Origin of the sequence: Paraburkholderia sp. BL27I4N3, from assembly GCF_003386115.1 — a bacterium.
GTDB lineage: Bacteria > Pseudomonadota > Gammaproteobacteria > Burkholderiales > Burkholderiaceae > Paraburkholderia.
The window spans coordinates 3,229,456-3,246,973 of the sequence record NZ_QREJ01000001.1; the positions used below are offsets into that span (position 1 = coordinate 3,229,456).

General features: G+C 61.3%; 18 protein-coding genes and 1 tRNA gene. 6 read left to right on the forward strand and 13 right to left on the reverse strand.

The genetic code is table 11. The annotated features are described in order from the left end of the window. Window positions 1-95 precede the first annotated feature (95 nt). A complete protein-coding gene (locus B0G71_RS14720; RefSeq protein ID WP_116142528.1) occupies window positions 96-1,304 on the forward strand; it encodes a chromate transporter in 1,209 nt (402 codons plus the stop codon). A gap of 5 nt (window positions 1,305-1,309) precedes the next feature. Here the strand turns inward: B0G71_RS14720 and B0G71_RS14725 are convergent, their stop codons facing one another. The 5 genes from B0G71_RS14725 to B0G71_RS14745 all read right to left on the reverse strand — a co-directional run bounded on the left by B0G71_RS14725 (window position 1,310) and on the right by B0G71_RS14745 (window position 9,285). Next, complete coding sequence (locus tag B0G71_RS14725; RefSeq protein ID WP_012432243.1) at window positions 1,310-1,768, reverse strand: CopD family protein; 459 nt, start codon at window positions 1,766-1,768, stop codon at window positions 1,310-1,312. A gap of 262 nt (window positions 1,769-2,030) precedes the next feature. Beyond that, entirely contained in the window at window positions 2,031-4,355 is a 2,325-nt protein-coding gene (gene parC, locus B0G71_RS14730) for a DNA topoisomerase IV subunit A (RefSeq protein WP_116142529.1), read from the reverse strand. Between the two features lie 80 nt (window positions 4,356-4,435). Next, entirely contained in the window at window positions 4,436-6,421 is a 1,986-nt protein-coding gene (locus B0G71_RS14735; protein WP_116142530.1) for a DNA topoisomerase IV subunit B, read from the reverse strand. 353 nt (window positions 6,422-6,774) lie between these two features. After that, window positions 6,775-8,703, reverse strand: a complete 1,929-nt coding sequence (locus tag B0G71_RS14740) for an ATP-binding cassette domain-containing protein (RefSeq protein WP_116142531.1) — start codon at window positions 8,701-8,703, stop codon at window positions 6,775-6,777. 180 nt (window positions 8,704-8,883) lie between these two features. After that, window positions 8,884-9,285 carry a DUF4399 domain-containing protein gene (locus B0G71_RS14745; RefSeq protein WP_116142532.1) on the reverse strand — a complete coding sequence of 134 codons (402 nt, stop codon included), beginning with the start codon at window positions 9,283-9,285 and terminating at the stop codon, window positions 8,884-8,886. 335 nt (window positions 9,286-9,620) lie between these two features. On the opposite strand from B0G71_RS14745, the gene B0G71_RS14750 reads away from it, so the two are divergent. From B0G71_RS14750 to B0G71_RS14760, 3 genes are all read left to right on the forward strand, one after another. Beyond that, the gene (locus B0G71_RS14750; RefSeq protein WP_007175738.1) at window positions 9,621-9,812 is read left to right on the forward strand and encodes a rubredoxin; all 192 of its coding nucleotides are present in this window, start codon (window positions 9,621-9,623) and stop codon (window positions 9,810-9,812) included. A gap of 509 nt (window positions 9,813-10,321) precedes the next feature. Then, window positions 10,322-10,396 (forward strand) — tRNA-Arg (locus B0G71_RS14755). 54 nt (window positions 10,397-10,450) lie between these two features. Continuing rightward, entirely contained in the window at window positions 10,451-10,711 is a 261-nt protein-coding gene (locus B0G71_RS14760; protein WP_116142533.1) for a hypothetical protein, read from the forward strand. Window positions 10,712-10,738: 27 nt separating this feature from the next. Here the strand turns inward: B0G71_RS14760 and B0G71_RS14765 are convergent, their stop codons facing one another. From B0G71_RS14765 to B0G71_RS14785, 5 genes are all read right to left on the reverse strand, one after another. Further along, window positions 10,739-11,485, reverse strand: a complete 747-nt coding sequence (locus tag B0G71_RS14765; protein WP_116142534.1) for a YoaK family protein — start codon at window positions 11,483-11,485, stop codon at window positions 10,739-10,741. Window positions 11,486-11,709: 224 nt separating this feature from the next. Further along, window positions 11,710-12,156, reverse strand: coding sequence for a hypothetical protein (locus B0G71_RS41360; RefSeq protein WP_181916775.1), 447 nt, complete (start codon window positions 12,154-12,156; stop codon window positions 11,710-11,712). Window positions 12,157-12,334: 178 nt separating this feature from the next. Continuing rightward, window positions 12,335-12,553: a hypothetical protein gene (locus tag B0G71_RS14775; protein WP_106280077.1), complete on the reverse strand. Its 219-nt coding sequence runs from the start codon at window positions 12,551-12,553 to the stop codon at window positions 12,335-12,337. 151 nt (window positions 12,554-12,704) lie between these two features. Continuing rightward, complete coding sequence (locus B0G71_RS14780) at window positions 12,705-13,757, reverse strand: methyltransferase domain-containing protein (RefSeq protein ID WP_116142535.1); 1,053 nt, start codon at window positions 13,755-13,757, stop codon at window positions 12,705-12,707. Between the two features lie 108 nt (window positions 13,758-13,865). Next, window positions 13,866-14,939 carry an acyltransferase gene (locus B0G71_RS14785; RefSeq protein ID WP_116142536.1) on the reverse strand — a complete coding sequence of 358 codons (1,074 nt, stop codon included), beginning with the start codon at window positions 14,937-14,939 and terminating at the stop codon, window positions 13,866-13,868. A 129-nt stretch (window positions 14,940-15,068) separates the two neighbouring features. On the opposite strand from B0G71_RS14785, the gene B0G71_RS14790 reads away from it, so the two are divergent. Continuing rightward, window positions 15,069-15,359: a hypothetical protein gene (locus B0G71_RS14790; protein ID WP_116142537.1), complete on the forward strand. Its 291-nt coding sequence runs from the start codon at window positions 15,069-15,071 to the stop codon at window positions 15,357-15,359. Between the two features lie 44 nt (window positions 15,360-15,403). Here B0G71_RS14790 and B0G71_RS14795 read toward each other — a convergent pair whose 3' ends face one another. The 3 genes from B0G71_RS14795 to B0G71_RS14805 form a co-directional block, all read right to left on the reverse strand. Then, complete coding sequence (locus B0G71_RS14795; protein WP_116142538.1) at window positions 15,404-16,111, reverse strand: glutathione S-transferase N-terminal domain-containing protein; 708 nt, start codon at window positions 16,109-16,111, stop codon at window positions 15,404-15,406. 223 nt (window positions 16,112-16,334) lie between these two features. Then, window positions 16,335-16,556: a hypothetical protein gene (locus B0G71_RS14800; RefSeq protein ID WP_106280071.1), complete on the reverse strand. Its 222-nt coding sequence runs from the start codon at window positions 16,554-16,556 to the stop codon at window positions 16,335-16,337. Between the two features lie 195 nt (window positions 16,557-16,751). Continuing rightward, window positions 16,752-16,943 carry a CsbD family protein gene (locus B0G71_RS14805; RefSeq protein WP_012432185.1) on the reverse strand — a complete coding sequence of 64 codons (192 nt, stop codon included), beginning with the start codon at window positions 16,941-16,943 and terminating at the stop codon, window positions 16,752-16,754. A gap of 175 nt (window positions 16,944-17,118) precedes the next feature. Here B0G71_RS14805 and B0G71_RS14810 point away from each other — a divergent pair, with 175 nt between their 5' ends. Further along, window positions 17,119-17,445, forward strand: coding sequence for a hypothetical protein (locus B0G71_RS14810; RefSeq protein WP_116142539.1), 327 nt, complete (start codon window positions 17,119-17,121; stop codon window positions 17,443-17,445). The last annotated feature ends 73 nt before the right edge of the window (window positions 17,446-17,518 follow it).

Sequence of the window (17,518 nt, forward strand, 5' to 3'; positions counted from 1 at the left end):
CCGCATCACAGCGCGATGCCGCCCGCCGGCCGCGTCGGACCACTCAACGATGATCTCAAAGGACTAGCGCCCGCGTACCGGGCGCTCTTGGCGCCATGCAGACGATCACGAGCCACGATGCTGCCAGACGAGGCGAACGGGAACCGCTATGGACGCTGTTCCGGGTCGTGTTCGGCCTGTCCGCGTTGTCATGGGGCGGCCTCGCGCTCATGGCGCAACTTGAAAACCATTATGTCGAACGCGAAGGACGCCTCTCACGTATCGCCTTCTCCGATCTGATCGCGCTCGCCTGGATGGTCCCCGGCCCGGTGGGCTGCAACGTCGCCGTGCAACTCGGACATGCGCTGCGCGGACGCGCCGGCGCCTGGGTCGCGGGCATTGCCAGCGTCCTGCCCTTCTTCATGCTGATGACGCTGTTCGCGATCTTCTACCGCACGCCGTTCGTGCGCGCCGCCGCCTCGCAAACCTTGCTCGCTCACTTCAGCGTCGTGCTGGCCACACTGATCGCGATCACCTGGTACAAACAGACGCGTGCGCTCGTGCGCGGCAAGCTCGAATGGGGCGCGACGGTGCTGGGATGCATCGCGCTGTTCTATGCGCGCAGTCCGGCCGCTTATGTCGTCATGCTCGGGGCCGCCTTCGGTACCGGCTGGTTCGTTAGCCCGGTGCGCAATGCGCGCGTCGTCGTGTCGTTCGCGCGCGGCGACTGGCAGATGCTGAGCGCTCTGTCCATCTTCCTTGCGTTGTTCGCGATGCCGTTGCCGCATCGCTATGAGCTGGCGCTGCTGTGGCCACGGCTGGCGGGCGCCGGCATGACGTTGTTCGGCGGCGGCTTCTCGGCGCTGCCGGTGCTCAAGACGCTGTTCGTCACGCCGGCGATCGGCGTCTCCGATAACGACTTCACGCTGGCGTTTTCGCTGTCGCCGCTGTCGCCCGGACCGCTGTTGAACGTGGTGCCGTTCTTCGGCTATCTGGTGGATGGCTGGGTGGGCGCGCTGATTGCCACCCTCGCGCTGTTCGTGCCGTCGGGGTGCCTCGTCGTGCTGGCACAGCGGCATCTGCATCAGTTGAAGGCCAATCCGCGCTTCGAGCACGGCATGCGGATTCTGCGCGCGGTCACCACCGCATTTCTCGCGGTGGCCGTGCTACGCATTGCCGCGCATGTGCCGTTCAAACCGATCTATCTGTTGACCGCACTGTTCTCCGCCATGTGCTTCGCCAAGCTGAAGGTGCCGGTGTACCTGGTGTACGGGACGGTAGCGGTGGTGTGCGGGCTGTGGCTCGCGTATGGCTCGCTGATCTAGACGCCTTAAAAACCGCGCGACAGCACCGCAACGCCGATCGTCACCACGCCGAGCACGATATTGATCAGCACCAGACGGCGGATCGTGCCGACGGCGCGTGCGCCATCCGGCCATTTTTGCGCCTGCACCGCGCGGCGGATGCGCGGGAATACGGCAAAACGGATATGCCCGAAGATCAGCATCATCACGATGCCGAGGCCGGCCATGGCATGCAGCGGCCAGGTGGCATGGCCGCCGCCGAATTGCATGAGCAGGAAGCCGCCGGTGAGGAGAATCACCAGCACCGAGGCCGCGACCCAATTGAAGAAGCGGCCGAACACCGATTCCCACAACGGCAAGCGTAATTGCGGCGAGAGATCGGCAATGGCCGGGCGCAGACAGAAATGCGCGAACACCATCCCACCTACCCACACAGCAACCGCGAGCAAATGGAGAAAGAGCGCGAGTTCGATAGCCTTGTTCATGTTGTTTTCCTCTCCCGACGACGCCACGCCGCTTATAACGAGTGCTATTAGCAAGCGGCTATTGAGCGCATTCGACCGCGTGCAATGCACGCAGTTCCATGACGCCCGTGGCTTTCGCGCCGTTTTTGTAGTTGTTATCGCAGCATGTCGACCGTAATGGCCATGCTGCTCCCCGGTTTTGTACTCTCACTACGCACGAACTACGCACGACAAGCGTCTCGAATGCTAGCAGACGCTTGCCATGTTCCAACGTCAATCTTCGTTAAGCGGCCAGCACCGGACGCATACCTTCGAGCTTCATCTTGCTCTCAGGCGCGCGGCCCTTGCGCGCCCGTTTGCCGATATGCGGCGCGAGCGCGGCGCCACTCACCTTCTCTTCATCGACACGGCCGCCGCGGCGCGTGCCGATCAACACGACGCCCGCGTTGTTGATAGAGAGCGCCTGTACCAGCGTTTCCTTGTCGTCGAGCGCCATCAGCGTGACGCCGCGGCCGCCGCCCGAGAGCGTCTTCATCTCGTCGAGGCCGAACACCAGCAAACGTCCGCCAGAGGAGAGACACGCAATGTGCGTCGCGTCCGGCAGCATCGGCATTGGCGCGAGCGGCACGGCGCCGGCGTCGATCGTCATGAACGACTTGCCGGCCTTAACGCGGCTCACCATGTCGCCGACCTTCGCGACGAAGCCGAAGCCGTTGCTCGACGCCAGCAGCAACGCCTGATCCGCGGACGCCGCGTAGTAATGCATCAGATGGCTGCCCGACTCCAGCTCGATCAGCGACGTGACCGGCACACCGTCGCCGCGGCCACCCGGCAGCATCGCCACTGCGACCGAATAGACGCGGCCGTTGCTGCCCCACGCGACCAGCGTGTCCGGCGTGCGGCACTGGAACGCCGCATAGAGCCCGTCGCCGGCCTTGAACGTGAAGCCCGCGACGTCGAGTCCGTGACCCTTCAACGCGCGCACCCAACCCTTCTGCGACACCACGACCGTCACCGGCTCGTCGACCACGCGCGCTTCGAACGTCGCGCGTTTTTCCTGCTGGATCAGCGTGCGGCGCTCGTCGCCATACTGCTTGGCGTCGCCTTCGATTTCCTTGATGAGCAGACGCTTCATCGCCGATTCGCTGCCGAGCAATTCTTCGAGCTTGGCCTTCTCGTCCTTCAGTTCGGCGAGTTCCTTCTCGATCTTGATCTTCTCAAGCCGCGCCAACTGACGCAGCCGGATTTCAAGGATGTCCTCGGCTTGGCGATCGGACAAACCGAACGCGGCCATTAACGCGACCTTCGGTTCATCGGATTCGCGAATGATGCGGATGACTTCATCGATATTCAAAAAGACGATCATCCGGCCTTCGAGAATATGAATCCGGTCGTCGACCTTGCTCAAACGATGCCGCGTGCGGCGCGTCACCGTGGCGAAGCGGAACGCGATCCACTCGTGCAGGATTTCGCTCAAGCCCTTCTGACGCGGACGGCCGTCGCCGCCGACCATGACCATATTGAGCGACGCATTCGATTCAAGGCTCGTATGCGCAAGCAGCGTGTTGACGAAATCGGTTTGATCGATGCGGCTCGACTTCGGCTCGAACACGAGACGCACCGGCGCGTCGCGGCCCGATTCGTCGCGCACGGCATCGAGCAGCGCCAGCATGGTCTGCTTGGTTTGCAGTTGTTCGGGCGTGAGCGCTTTCTTGCCGAGCTTGATCTTCGGGTTGGTCTGCTCTTCGATTTCTTCGAGCACCTTCTGCGCGGCCGTGTTCGGCGGCAATTCGGTGATCACCAGTTGCCACTGACCACGCGCGAGTTCCTCGATCTTCCAGCGCGCCCGCACCTTCAAACTGCCCCGGCCGCTTTCGTACGCGGCGGAAATCTCGGCGTCGCTCGAAATGATTTGCGCGCCGCCCGGGAAATCCGGCCCGGCGATGTGCCGCATCAACTCCGCGTGTTCGATTTTCGGATTGCGAATCATCGCGACCGTCGCGGCCGCGACTTCGCGCAGATTGTGCGACGGAATTTCCGTGGCCAACCCGACCGCAATACCCGATGCGCCGTTCAGCAACACGAACGGCAGGCGCGCGGGCAACAGCCTCGGCTCCTCGGAAGAGCCGTCGTAGTTGGGCATGAAATCGACCGTGCCCTGGTTGATTTCATCGAGCAGCAGTTTCGCGATCGGCGTGAGGCGCGCTTCCGTGTAGCGCATGGCCGCCGCGCCGTCGCCGTCGCGCGAACCGAAGTTGCCCTGACCGTCGATCAGCGGATAGCGCATCGAGAAGTCTTGCGCAAGACGCACCAGCGCGTCGTACGCGGACTGGTCGCCGTGCGGGTGATACTTACCGAGCACGTCGCCGACCACGCGCGCCGACTTGACCGGCTTCGCGTTGTCAGACAGCCCCATGTCGTTCATCGCGAACAGGATGCGGCGCTGCACCGGCTTCTGGCCGTCGCACACATCCGGCAGCGCGCGGCCCTTGACCACGCTCACCGCATAGTCGAGGTACGCGCGTTCCGCGTAATTGCCGAGCGTGAGAAAGTCGCCTTCGGGGGGCGGCGGCTCGGTGAAAAGGTCGAGAGTGTTATCGTCGTCCATCTAGATTCCGTATCCGTGTTTGGCGTGAAGTTGTCAGGCGAAGTCAGAGCGCGGGCAAAAATGCCCACAAAAGCGCTCGCTCAGATATCCGCTTCCACTTCGTTGCCCTTTTCTTCCAGCCAGCTGCGGCGCGATGCCGCTTCGCCCTTGCCCATCAGCATCGTCATGCGCGCGACTGTGGCGTCGTAGTCGAGTGCGCCGAGCGCCACCGGGCTCAAGCGCCGCGTGTCGGGGTTCATCGTGGTGTCCCACAACTGTTCCGCGCTCATTTCGCCGAGGCCCTTGAAGCGGCTGATCGACCACTGCGTGTCGCGCACGCCGTCCTTGCGGAGCTTGTCGAGGATCGCTTCGAGTTCGCCTTCGTCGAGCGCGTACAGCTTCTGCGCCGGCTTCTTGCCGCGCGCGGGCGCGTCGACCCGGAACAGCGGCGGCCGCGCCACACACACATGTCCGCGTTCGATCAGTTGAGGGAAATGCTTGAAGAACAACGTGAGCAGCAGAACCTGAATGTGCGAGCCGTCGACGTCAGCGTCCGACAGAATGCAGATCTTGCCGTAGCGCAGGTTCGACAGATCGACCTTGTCGTCCGGGCTGTGCGGATCGACGCCGATCGCCACCGAGATGTCGTGCACCTCATTATTGGCAAACAGCCGGTCACGTTCGGTTTCCCACGTGTTCAGCACCTTGCCGCGCAGCGGCAGGATGGCCTGGTATTCCTTGTCGCGGCCCATCTTCGCGGAGCCGCCCGCCGAGTCGCCCTCGACGAGGAACAGTTCGTTGCGGCCGATTTCCGTCGATTCGCAATCGGTCAGCTTGCCCGGCAACACCGCGACGCCCGAGCTCTTGCGCTTCTCGACCTTCTGCCCAGCACGCGTGCGCGCCTGCGCCTGCTTGATGACGAGGTCGGCGAGTTTCTTGCCGAGCTCGACGTGCTGATTCAGCCACAATTCCAGCGCCGGCCGCGCGAACGACGACACCAGCTTGACCGCGTCGCGGCTGTTCAGGCGTTCCTTGATCTGCCCTTGGAATTGCGGATCGAGCACTTTCGCCGACAGCACGAACGACACGCGCGCGAACACGTCTTCCGCCAAAAGTTTGACGCCCTTCGGCTGCAGGTTATGCAGTTCGACGAAGCTCTTCACCGCCTGATACAGACCGTCGCGCAAGCCGGATTCGTGCGTGCCGCCCGCGGGCGTGGGAATCAGGTTCACGTACGACTCGCGCATGAGCGTGCCTTCCTCGCTCCATGCGACGACCCATGCGGCGCCCTCGCCTTCGGCGAACGTCTCTTCGCTCGCGCGCGAGTTTTCGGCATAACGCTCGCCCTCGAACAGCGGAATCAGCAGATCGCTGCCGTTCATGCCTTCGAGCAGATAGCCGCGCAGACCGTCTTCGTATTTCCAGGTTTGCTGTTCGCCGGTTTTCTCGTTGATCAGCGTGACTTCAACGCCCGGCAGCAGCACCGCCTTCGAGCGCAGCAGACGTTGCAGTTCGCCGAGCGGCAGGTTCGGCGAATCGAAGTACTTGGGATTGGCCCACGCGGTGACGCGTGTGCCGGACTTCTTGTCGCCCTTCGTGGCGGGCCGCACTTCGAGTTCCTTGGCGACGTCGCCGTTGGCGAAACTCAATTCGGCGATCTTGCCGTCGCGCCACACGGTGACGTCGAGGCGCGTGGACAGCGCGTTGGTGACGGACACGCCGACACCGTGCAAGCCGCCCGAGAACGTGTATGCGCCGCCGGCGGCTTTATCGAACTTGCCGCCCGCGTGCAGGCGCGTGAACACGATTTCCACGACCGGCACGCCTTCTTCCGGATGCAGACCGAACGGAATGCCGCGGCCGTCGTCTTCGACGGAGACCGAATGGTCCGCGTGCAGCGTCACGGTGATTTGCCGGCCGTGGCCGCCGAGGGCCTCGTCCGATGCGTTGTCGATGACTTCCTGAATGATGTGCAGCGGATTCTCGGTGCGGGTATACATCCCGGGCCGTTGCTTGACCGGCTCCAGGCCCTTCAACACCTTGATCGACGCTTCGCTATACGCGGCGTTTGGCTTTTTCGTAGACATGGTTGACTCGGATGCGTCGGTTCATCGTTGTCCACAGGTCCTGTTCAGAAAGCTGTGGACAATGCGTTGAGTTTTCAAAAAAAGCGAAACGAAACAACGGGGTTAGGTGGGGTGCCCGCCGTGCGGGCAAACTGTTTGTCGCATGGCTTCCCGTTGGCGCGCTCGACGGCGGCTCGAAGCCTGTCCCGCATATAGCAGGGCGGGCAACGTCGACGCCGGTGCGAACGCCGGGGAAGCCTGTTCGCGGGGTATTTTACTGATTTCGATCCGCGCGGCAATTCACGATGCACGGGATTGGCCGTCTGGATAAGGGACGGCGGTGGCGCGGTGCAATCCCGCGCCGCCCCCGCACCTCATTTGCGCCGCTTTTCCAGCTCGTCCCAGCGTTCGAGCGCGACCAGCAGTTCTTCGTCGATCGCCGCATAGCGCTCCGTCAAACGCGTCCCTTCCTGCGCGTCTTTGGCGAACACGGAGCCGTCTTCGAGTTGTGCGCCTATCGCTTTCTGCTCGGCTTCGAGCGCGGCGATTTTTTCCGGCAGCGCATCCAGTTCGCGCTGCTCCTTGAACGACAGCTTCACGGCGCGTTGCGGCGCATTGCGGCCCGCGGAACTGTCTTTGGCCACGGCCGTGTCTTTGCCCGCTTCTTTCTGTGCGTCCAGCGCCATCTGCTGCGAACGGTCGCGCTGGATCTGCCAATCGGTGAAGCCGCCCACGTACTCGCGCCACTTGCCGCCGCCTTCCGACGCGATCACCGAGGTCGCGACGTTGTCGAGAAACGCGCGGTCGTGGCTGACCAGCAGCACCGTGCCGTCGTATTCCGTGAGCAGCTCTTCGAGCAGTTCGAGCGTGGGAATGTCGAGGTCGTTGGTCGGTTCGTCGAGCACCAGCACATTGGCCGGACGCGCGAACAGACGCGCGAGCAGCAGGCGGTTACGCTCGCCGCCCGACAGCGACTTGACCGGCGAACGCGCGCGCTCCGGCGCGAACAGGAAGTCGCCGAGGTAGCTCATGACGTGCTTCTTCTGGCCGTTGACTTCGACCCACTCGCTGCCCGGGCTGATGGTGTCGGCGAGGCTTTTTTCCAGATCGAGCTGCGCGCGCATCTGGTCGAAATACGCGACCTGCAGATTCGTGCCGATGCGCACTGTGCCTTCGTCCGGCGCCAATTCGCCGAGGATCATCTTGAGCAGCGTGGTCTTGCCCGCGCCGTTCGGACCGACAAAGCCGATCTTGTCGCCGCGCATGACCGTGGCCGTAAAGCTGTCGACCACCGTGCGCGCACCGTAGCGCTTGGTCACGTCGGTCAATTCGGCGACGATCTTGCCGGACTTCTCGCCCTGACCGACATCGAGCTTGACGTTGCCCAGCACGTTGCGGCGTTCCGCGCGCTCGTTGCGCATCTCCACAAGCCGCGCGATCCGGCCGACGCTGCGCGTGCGGCGCGCCTCGACGCCCTTGCGGATCCACACTTCTTCCTGCGCGAGCAGCTTGTCGAACTTGGCAGCTTCCACTTGCTCGATTTCGAGCTGTTGCGCCTTGCGCGTTTGGTATGCCGAGAAATTGCCCGGATACGAGAGCAGACGCCCGCGATCCAGTTCGACGATGCGCGTGGCGACGCGATCGAGAAACGCGCGATCGTGGGTAATGAAGAGCAGACCTGCGCGCAGCGAGACCAGCAGGTCCTCAAGCCAGCGGATGCCGTCGAAGTCGAGGTGATTGGTCGGCTCGTCCAGCAGCAGCACGTCGGGCTGTACGACCAGCGCGCGCGCCAACGCCACGCGCTTTTGCATTCCGCCCGACAGCGAGCCCACGCGCGCCTCGCCGTTCAGGCCGATCTGTTGCAGCGTGGTGGCCACGCGCGTGCTCCAGTTCCAGGCGTCCGAATGATCAAGCGACGATTGCAGCGTGTTCATGCGCGACATGAGCGCGTCGTGCTCCGCGCCTTCCGGCTCGTCGGCGAGCTGGTTGGCGACCGCGTCGTATTCGTCCAGCAGCGCGCGGGCGTGCGTGAGGCCGGCGGCGACCGCGTCGAACACTGTGTCGTCGGTATCGAACTCCGGCTCCTGCGGCACGTAGACCGAAGTCAGGCCCTGCTGACGCGTGACGAGGCCGTCGTCAGGTTTGCTCAGGTCGGCGACGATCTTCAGCAGCGACGACTTGCCCGCGCCGTTGCGGCCGATCAGGCCGACGCGTTCGCCCGCTTCGAGAGAGAAATCCGCGTGATCGAGCAACGCGACGTGACCGAACGCCAGTTGGGCCCCGGTAATGGTGTAAAGCGACATGGAGAATTGGAGAAGACAGCGATGGGTCGGAACTGCCCATTGTACCGGGCGCGCGAGCGGGTGCCCGTATGCCGGAAGAGATAGATCGAATGGCCGGCTTGCGGACCGCGAACAAGCCCGGTGCGCAGGGTCCAGAAGCCGGAGCACGTCGGCACGCGCCCGGCTGTCCGGTGCAGCGGCTTACTTCACATGCACCGTGATGGTCTTGCTCATTTCCGGACCGTACGACCGATGGGCGCCGTCGCCGAACTGCAGCGTCAGCGTGTGGTCGCCCGGCGGCAACGTCAGATCGGTTTCGGTCTGGCCCTTGCCGAAGTGCAGCGACTTGTCGTTCGCGGGAATGACCTCGCCCTTGGGCAGCGGCTTGCCGTCCACCAGCAGATGATGATGGCCCGTGCCTTCCGTCATCGTGCCGGCCGGCGCGATCTTCATGCCGTCGACGCCGAACACCACGTGGACGGGATTGCTGACGGTCGCGCCGTCCGCCGGCTGCACGAACGACACGCCGGCGGCCTGCGCCGCGGCGGATACCGCGAGCAATCCGGCCAATGCCGCACCGACCAACCATTTGTGCTTGAACATCGTTTTTCTCCTTTTTGGGAAACGAGAGTCACGCGCGGGATATGCCGGCGACGACGGCGCCTCGATTGGCCTGAGTGGCCTGAGGCCGATCGTCGCAGTTCATGTCAAGCGCGCCGGCGCGCCGGTCCAAAAGATCAGCTGCGGATCAGAGCATACACGCTGTGTATGACCGGGTTCGTCAAGCGTGTACGGCCGTGACGCGGGCGCTCTGTGGCGTTGCCGCATCGGGAGTTTTCTGCCGGATTGACGAATTCCGGTAATATTGCGGGTCGCCGCCGTGCCCAAAAAAGGGGCAGACTGAGCGGGTTTTGCATTGAACTAGAGAAGAGTGCGTCGTGAGCGAAGTAATTGAAGTGACTGAATATAAGAGCTGGGTCTGTCTGATTTGCGGCTGGATCTACAACGAGGAAGAAGGCCTGCCCGAGGAAGGCATCGCACCGGGCACGCGCTTCGCCGCGATTCCCGAAGACTGGCGATGCCCGCTGTGCGACGTGGGCAAGGCTGAGTTCGCCGTGGTGGAGTTCTGAGGCGGATTTGTCGGATTGCCGGCACGCTGCTTTACTGTTTTGGTTCGTTGCAGGCGTTGGAGGTTCGTGCGGCCCAGCAGGCGTTGACTGCTGGGCCGTTTGCTTTGTGGGACGGCTTTGTCGGGGCTAGATCTGAAGAAGTGGCCGCCCTGTTCCGTGAGCACCGGTCTCGACCTCGCTCGCCGCGTCCGGGCTATTGCGGCGTCTCTAGATTTAATCGCATTTTGTTATACTCTGCCCTCGCTGGCGTACTTGAGCACGCCAACAACTGCCGACTGGCAGGACTGAAGCCATGTTTTACCTCGTTCCGAACTGTTGCAGTGCCAAGCCTCGTTTCGTGGCTACAGGGTCACGCAGTAGCGAAACGGTAGCAAAGACTGCTGTAAACTGGCTTCGCGGGCTGTCGCGGCGCTTCATTTAGGAAGAAGCAGAAAAGGCCGGAAACGCCCACGGGACAAGGCCGCAGCCAGTAGCAGCAAGGGCTCAGTCGTCCCATTGCAGATATCCATCTCCCTGTAGTTCAATGGATAGAACAAGTGCCTCCTAAGCGCTAGATACAGGTTCGATTCCTGTCAGGGGGACCAGATAGCGTCCCAGCATCTCTCAAGTTCGCGAATCGAAGATCACCACTCGTTTCGGTGGCCAACAAGAACTTGATTTCGCCAGCGAATAACCTCGGTGACGACTCACGCGCCGAGCTACTTTGCTACCTCGTCGTCGCGCAACTCGTGGCGATGGCCCGCGCCGGCGACTGGCTGCGCACCGATCACCTGGTTGAATCAGGGCGCATCTGGTGCAAGGCAAATGGAGCACGCTTCGATTGGCAGCAGCGGATCGCGCTCGGGCAGATAGCGGGTGAGCTGGGCGCAGCTAATGGAGACGTTCGGACTTACGCGTGAGCCATGGGCACCGTCGCTAAGTGCGCACTAGCAGCGCGTACCACGCACGTCATCGACCAGAGGCACAACGGCTAGCGTGAGCAGAACGATAGCGAGCGGCACGCTCGATATAAATCCGAGATATTTGAAACCGATGGCCCCCGCCAGACCGCCGGCAATAAACGAAAGAAGCAGCGAACCGAGCAGCGCGAGCTTCTGCTTGTCCGCCCTAACGGCCTCTTCCCCTGCAATCGACCGTGTATTCCAGTAGAGCATTTTGCCCAGTTCGATGCCGACATCCGTAACCAGGCCGGTGACGTGGGTCGTACGGATCTCCGATCGCGAAATTTTCGTGATCATCGCATTCTGTAGACCCATGACAAAGCACAGGACGCAGACGGTCGCAGGCACGAAAAGAACCCGATGGTGTTCAAGGTTGGAGCCCAGCAACCCGAAGCACAGCAGCAGAATTGCCTCGATCGCAAGCGGTGTCGCGTAGATGCTGTGCAAATCCCGCCGACGCCCCCAATTGATCAGGATGGCAGATGCAGCCGCGCCAACAAGAAACGAAAAAAGCGAACTGAGCCCCGAAACGAAAAGGCTTGCCTCCCCGAGCACCGCATTATCGGCCAGCGACGAGACGATCCCGGACATGTGCGAAGTGTATTGACCAACGGCCAGAAATCCGCCCGCATTCGCCGCTCCGGCGACAAATGCCAGCGACCGCCCCAAACGACGGTTGGTCACATCGGTCCGTTCCGGTGCAGTAAAGCCACGAAGATAGTTGATGGGCATGCTGAACGCTCAGTTGTGCCGCGTGTGCGTACCGTCCGTCGGACGGCCTGACGGCCTGACGGCGGAGATCGTAACATGCGTGAACGCGGCATCCGGCATCGCGTTTCGCCGCCGGCCAGAGGCGCGCAAGGGAAACAGAATCCCGAGGACCTTCCGGCCAGCTCGGCCGATCGCCAAGACGCCACCGCCGAACGCTCGCGTCGGCCCAAACGCAGACATCAACGTCAAACGCGCGGCGCGTCCTCGCGAACGCCCTCCCAATCACGACCGGACGCAACAGCCGAATTCCCCGAAAGCATGCAGTCGATGAACGTCCGCGCACGCTTCTCGGCATACCTGAACGCATCGACCTCAGACATGAATTCCAGTTGCTCTGGAAAACTTGCAACCTTTTGTGCGGGCTGACTGGACGAACTGATAGTCCAGGACACCTTGTACCGGCGTCCGACATTGTGCAAACACAACGTCTTCCCGGTCGTGACCTGAACGTCAATTTCGAACCCGCGATACGGTGCATAGGATTGGCAAGGCATGATCACTCTCCCGACGCGGCGGTCCGCGTATGCAGCCAAGGTCGCGCAACCGCCGTGCCCCAGAATCGAACGCCAGGGAAAACACCATTCGCGCTCAAGCCACTGCGCAAAAACGCGGGCAAAAAAAAGCCGCAGCAATGCTGCGGCTCAAAACACACACACCGCGCTCGGGGCGCTGATGTGAACTGTTATCTTACATACACCTATCGGCAAATATAACCAGGGATTTCGTATGATGGTTGCAATCGGCCGGCCATACGGTCGCGGCATTTCTGCCCGCATGGCGGCAACGCATACTTCCTGGGACCGTCATCCGCTACTGCTCGATATACATGCGCCATTCCGGAAACTGCTCGAAGAAGCTTTGACTCACGTATATCTGATACAAGACCGGCGAACTACGGTCGGTCGCGGACCCAGGCTCGCTCAACACGGTCAGTCCGGGATCGATACCGGACACGCTCGCCCACGCGGTGAGATCGTCCGGCAGATCGGCCGCTTCCTCGCGCGGCACACGCAATTTGATCGGTTTCATGGCCTCTCCGATAAATGGTGAAGGATGTCTCAGCAAATATCACACAAAGAAGCGGTATTGCCAGTGCCAGCATCTCCAGCGAAGGCGATCCGAGTCAATCGCGGGACGGCCAGGAGACGTGGAGAATTGAAAAGCAAGCCCACGCGCGCATTCAATACGATATGTTTCGCCCTTTCGAGCCACGCCCTCGAAGCCTGGTTACCGCGGCGCGCAACGGCGCCGTGATCCGCCACGACGTCGACGACTCCAGCGCCCTGATCGTCGAATCCTTCGAAGCAATCTCCTCCTGCATCGCGACAACTTTCTCCTGCATAACAGCAGCCGCCTCTTGCATCGTCACAACCTGCTCCTGTGTCGCCACAAACTTCTGCCGCGTTTCCGCAAGCGCTGTCTCGGCCTCGGCGAGGCGCTCCGCTGTCTCAGCATCCACTGGGGCGCTGTAGAACTCCGCAGTAGTGAGTTCAACGCGAGGCGGTTCCTTGCGAAGCACAATGATCATCTCTCCGCCGGTTTCACCGCGCGCCGGCACAAAATCGATGAGATTGAATTCGAAGAAACCCATCATCAGGATCGGCTTCAGGACTTTGGAAACAATCGTGCTGCTCTCGAAAACGTGGCTGTGAATGCCCACATGCGGAGGCGCCTGCAGCTTGTGCCTGATACGGTTCATATCGAGTTTATCGGCCACGTGCATCGGCTTGTTGACGAATGCTTCGTCGTAATAGATCTCGCATTCGATTTGATGTTCACGCGGGATGTCCTCGACACTCGCGACATACTCGGCCACGAAATGACTTAACGCCGTGTCCTGCCTGTATTTGTCGAAACTGAACTTCTTGTCGGGCAGGGCAAGAAACAGCACTGCGCCAGGCCGCATCATGTCGCATAGATCGGACAGCCATTGAATCATGTTGGGCGCGTGCTCCATCACATGATTCGCGATAACGTAGTCGAACTTATCGCTGATGTACTCGCCGTACCGATTCGAATGAACCACGTAGTCGATTTCGGGTATGTCGGCGATCATGTCCGGGTGCGTGCACTCCCGGACCAGTTGCTCCCTGTCTTTCCAGTCCAGATATCGCACGTCTGCTTCCGACTTGAACACGGTCGGCTGATCATACGGTCCTATCTCAAGACCGACTCCCGATAGATCGGTATGTTTCAGCAGATGCCCGCGGCGCAGCGTCGTAACCAGATTCATGAACCACCTCTCGGCGTTAGAACAGGCAACAGTGCAACTTGGCACGTCGTACACCGCCGCTTAAGCAATCAACTCGCGGCTGACTCCGTTTCTCGACGCGGCGGCGACTCAGGCCATCGCCGCGCTTCTCCGCCACGGAAACCGCAATCGCATCGCCGGTTTTTCGACGGCAAACCAGGAGACCAACGTGAGCGCCATTGATATGACAAAAGTGATCGTCACCATGGCGATATTCGGGTGAGAGAAACGACCGAAAAATGCGCCCATCCTCTCATGCCCACCGTAAAGCATCGACTGCAGGACAACGTAGTGCCACAGGTAAAACCCGTACGAAACTCGACCGAGCCCAGCCAAAGGTGCGATATCGAGCGAGCGCACCAGCGCGGCCTGCTGCGCCGTGACGACCTTCGCAATAATGAGCGCCGCGGCTAACGGCGTAAGTGGGTAACCCCACGCCAGCAACGAAAAATCGAGTGCGTTTTCGCTCAACGTCACGATCAACAGAATGGCTACGGCAAGGGGCCATAACTTGCCGGCCCGAGCCGTCCATTGGCGCGGCATCACCGCCAGCAAAGCCCCCATCAGCAGTCCGTCGGAATGCGTATCGAAGCCACAGTAAATGCGCGCCATCGAAAGGTGCTGCGACATCAGAAACGAGCGCCACGCGATCACTGCAACCGCGAGGAGTGCGACTGCGAGCACGAGCCGACGTGGCCAGAATTTCAACACGCCCAACAGGATGAGCGGCCAGACGAGGTAAAACTGCTCTTCAATCGCGAGCGTCCACGTATGTCCCGTGAGATGCGCGTCGTAAATGCCGAACGCGCGGACCCAGTTCATTACATAGAAGAAAGCGGGCAGGACTTCAAACTCCACTCTCAAAGAACCGGGAAACACCAGACAATAGAGCGCGACTCCGGCAAGCATCAGTAACAAGGCCGGGTAAAGCCGGCGAGCGCGCCGCCAATAGAATCTCGGCAAATCGATGCGGCCGTTACGGTGATGCTCCGCGATCAGCCGGCTCGTGATCAGATAGCCGCTCAAGACGAAGAATACGTCGACGCCGACATACCCGCCGCCCACGACGCCTGCGAGACCCGTATGCGCAAGAAATACGGCAATGACGGAAAGCGCGCGCAAGCCGTCGAGACCGGCAATCCGGGTGTGTTGAATGTGACTCATGCCTGTTTGGAGAAGACGGGGCGGATAGCTCGCCGCGCGGGTATTGATAGCCCATAAGCTCTGAAACGGTTGGTAAGGATTCGGCTATGAGAAGTTCAACAAATCATCTCGCTTCTCCACGGCGCGGAAATGTTTTCGTTCTCGCTGGGCAATAGTCGTAAAAGCTACCTGCTCTACGTAAAGCCACTCGAGGATGCAACGAGCGCCGGGCGATCAGTGCAAATGACGCACAGACTTTCTATTGCCCAATCGACAAAACCGTTATCTCCCGCCGCAAACAAAGTGCGGGCATTCGTCGATCACATGGTTGAGGACTTCGCGGACAATGATGACTTGGTCGACGCGCCGCCACGCGAACGACAGAAGACAGAGAGGCAACGCAAGATCCACGCAAAAGAACTCGTGGCGGATTTAGGCTAACGGCGGCCGACCGACGAAGCTCGCAGCCCGGCCGCATGAATCGATTACGACGGACGCTTAGGAATATCCAGTCCCTTCGCCACGGCCGGACGTGCGACGAACGCGGCCAACACACGCGTCACGTTAGAGAAGTCCTGAATGCCGACGAGATCGCCTGCTTCATAGAAGCCGATCAGATTGCGTACCCAAGGAAACGTGGCGATATCGGCGATCGAGTACGCGTCTCCCAGAATCCAGTCACGTCCTTCGAGTTGCCGGTCCAACACGCCGAGCAAGCGTTTCGCTTCGCCGATATAGCGGTCGCGCGGACGCTTGTCTTCGTACTCTTTGCCGGCAAACTTGTGGAAGAAACCCACCTGGCCGAACATCGGCCCGATGCCGCCCATCTGGAACATCACCCACTGGATCGCCTCATAGCGGCCGGCGGCATTCTGTGGAATCAACTGGCCGCTCTTGTCCGCGAGATAAATCAGGATCGCTCCGGATTCGAACAGCGGCAACGGCTTGCCGTCAGGCCCATTCGGATCGATGATCGCCGGAATCTTGTTGTTCGGACTGAGCGACAGAAACTCCGGCGTCATCTGATCGTTGGTATCGAAGCGCACGAGATGCGGCTCGTACGACAAGCCCGTTTCTTCGAGCATGATCGACACCTTCACGCCGTTGGGCGTGGGCAGCGAGTAAAGCTGAATCCGGTCCGGATGCTCGGCAGGCCATTTCTTCGTGATCGGAAAAGCGGATAGGTCGGTCATCTGACGGTGTAACCCTTGTGCGAATGCGGCGGCTGAAAAGAGAATCGGGCGTCCGCTGCCGGCCGGACGACCGGTGGCGAAGATCCCAACCCAGGATCGCCAAATATAAACCGACTCGGCGCAACGCGTGCGGGCGCGGCCCAACGCGTATATCGACACTCAAGGTTTTACAGCCGACGTAACCGGCGGCTCGCGAACGCAAAACGTGCACGCTAACCGGCATTCACCACAGATCCTTGGTCGCGGTGCCGGCGCGCGAGTTATAACCTTCGCGCCACAAGGACGCGCCGACGCTCAGCAACAGCGTCTTCTGCTCGCCGTCGAGCAAGTCCCAGGCGGCCGCGAGCCAACTGGCGAAGCTCGCACAGGTCTGTTCCAGGTCGACGGGCGTTTTGCCCTCGAGGTATTGCCGTTCGAACATCGAAAGAACTTTTTCGGGTGTCATGGGCGCCGTCTCCGTATTTGGATGCGCCAAGTCTAAAGGCGGCGCACGGCATGCGGAATGCTCCCGACCCCAACCCCGGGTTACTCCCAGGCAAAATCCGCCATCGGCAGAAAAGTCCGGTGTGCGACGCAAAGGCATCGGCAAAAGGAAAAGGCGCCGCAGCGCCTTTTCCGTCGACCCTCGTCGCAAACCAAATTACGGCGCGTTGCGCTTGGCATTGTCCTTGGCGTCTTCCTTCGCGTCGCCATAGGCTTTTTGCACCTTGCCCGCGCCTTGTTGCAGATCGCCCTTGATTTCCTTGCCCGGGTTGTCCGTGGCCTTGCCGACTGCTTCGTTGACCTTGCCCTTAACCTGCTCAGCCACACCCTTCACCTGGTCCTTGTTCATGTTCGGCTCCACTATTTGGAATGCCGGCGCGACATTACGCCAGTATCCGTAGTGAGCAACGGGTGTGCCCGTGCCCGCGCATGGTTTGGTTTCCTCAGACCGTATCGCAAGAAAATATTTTCAAACAGGCCTAAAGTCCCGCTGCGGCGTGCCGTAAAGCTGCCAAGGAGGCGCCATGGATCGCACAGCCATCACCGTTTCGGGATCATCCCAAGCCGCTTTGATCGATCGCGACATTACCCATATTGCGCGGGTGATGCGGCCGTCTTTACACGGCGATCTGGGCGGCCCGATCCTGCCCGCCGGGTATTGGCGCAAGCGTCTGTACCAATTGCTCGACGCCGGCAATCTTTCCCACGCGCAACTGTGCACGGTCGACAGCCTCCTGCTCCAGCTCGATCAGTACGAAGCTGAACCTCAACTGGCCTGGGACGCATTGGCGCCGGCCTCCGCCGCGTTGTTCCCGCCGCCCTACCCGGCCGGCACCAGCCACCGGGTCTGACCGGCTGAGCGCCTGAACTCCGGTTCGTTCCGGGCCGGCGGCATTCCGTTTGCGCGATTAAAAAAAGGCCGCG

Bases quoted from the DNA above. Each gene is read 5' to 3' on its own strand.
- B0G71_RS14720 (WP_116142528.1), top strand. From the start codon at position 96: ATGCAGACGATCACGAGCCACGATGCTGCCAGACGAGGCGAACGGGAA.
- B0G71_RS14725 (WP_012432243.1), bottom strand. From the start codon at position 1,768: ATGAACAAGGCTATCGAACTCGCGCTCTTTCTCCATTTGCTCGCGGTT.
- parC (WP_116142529.1), bottom strand. From the start codon at position 4,355: ATGGACGACGATAACACTCTCGACCTTTTCACCGAGCCGCCGCCCCCC.
- B0G71_RS14735 (WP_116142530.1), bottom strand. From the start codon at position 6,421: ATGTCTACGAAAAAGCCAAACGCCGCGTATAGCGAAGCGTCGATCAAG.
- B0G71_RS14740 (WP_116142531.1), bottom strand. From the start codon at position 8,703: ATGTCGCTTTACACCATTACCGGGGCCCAACTGGCGTTCGGTCACGTC.
- B0G71_RS14745 (WP_116142532.1), bottom strand. From the start codon at position 9,285: ATGTTCAAGCACAAATGGTTGGTCGGTGCGGCATTGGCCGGATTGCTC.
- B0G71_RS14765 (WP_116142534.1), bottom strand. From the start codon at position 11,485: ATGCCCATCAACTATCTTCGTGGCTTTACTGCACCGGAACGGACCGAT.
- B0G71_RS14775 (WP_106280077.1), bottom strand. From the start codon at position 12,553: ATGAAACCGATCAAATTGCGTGTGCCGCGCGAGGAAGCGGCCGATCTG.
- B0G71_RS14780 (WP_116142535.1), bottom strand. From the start codon at position 13,757: ATGAATCTGGTTACGACGCTGCGCCGCGGGCATCTGCTGAAACATACC.
- B0G71_RS14785 (WP_116142536.1), bottom strand. From the start codon at position 14,939: ATGAGTCACATTCAACACACCCGGATTGCCGGTCTCGACGGCTTGCGC.
- B0G71_RS14790 (WP_116142537.1), top strand. From the start codon at position 15,069: ATGTTTTCGTTCTCGCTGGGCAATAGTCGTAAAAGCTACCTGCTCTAC.
- B0G71_RS14795 (WP_116142538.1), bottom strand. From the start codon at position 16,111: ATGACCGACCTATCCGCTTTTCCGATCACGAAGAAATGGCCTGCCGAG.
- B0G71_RS14800 (WP_106280071.1), bottom strand. From the start codon at position 16,556: ATGACACCCGAAAAAGTTCTTTCGATGTTCGAACGGCAATACCTCGAG.
- B0G71_RS14805 (WP_012432185.1), bottom strand. From the start codon at position 16,943: ATGAACAAGGACCAGGTGAAGGGTGTGGCTGAGCAGGTTAAGGGCAAG.
- B0G71_RS14810 (WP_116142539.1), top strand. From the start codon at position 17,119: ATGGATCGCACAGCCATCACCGTTTCGGGATCATCCCAAGCCGCTTTG.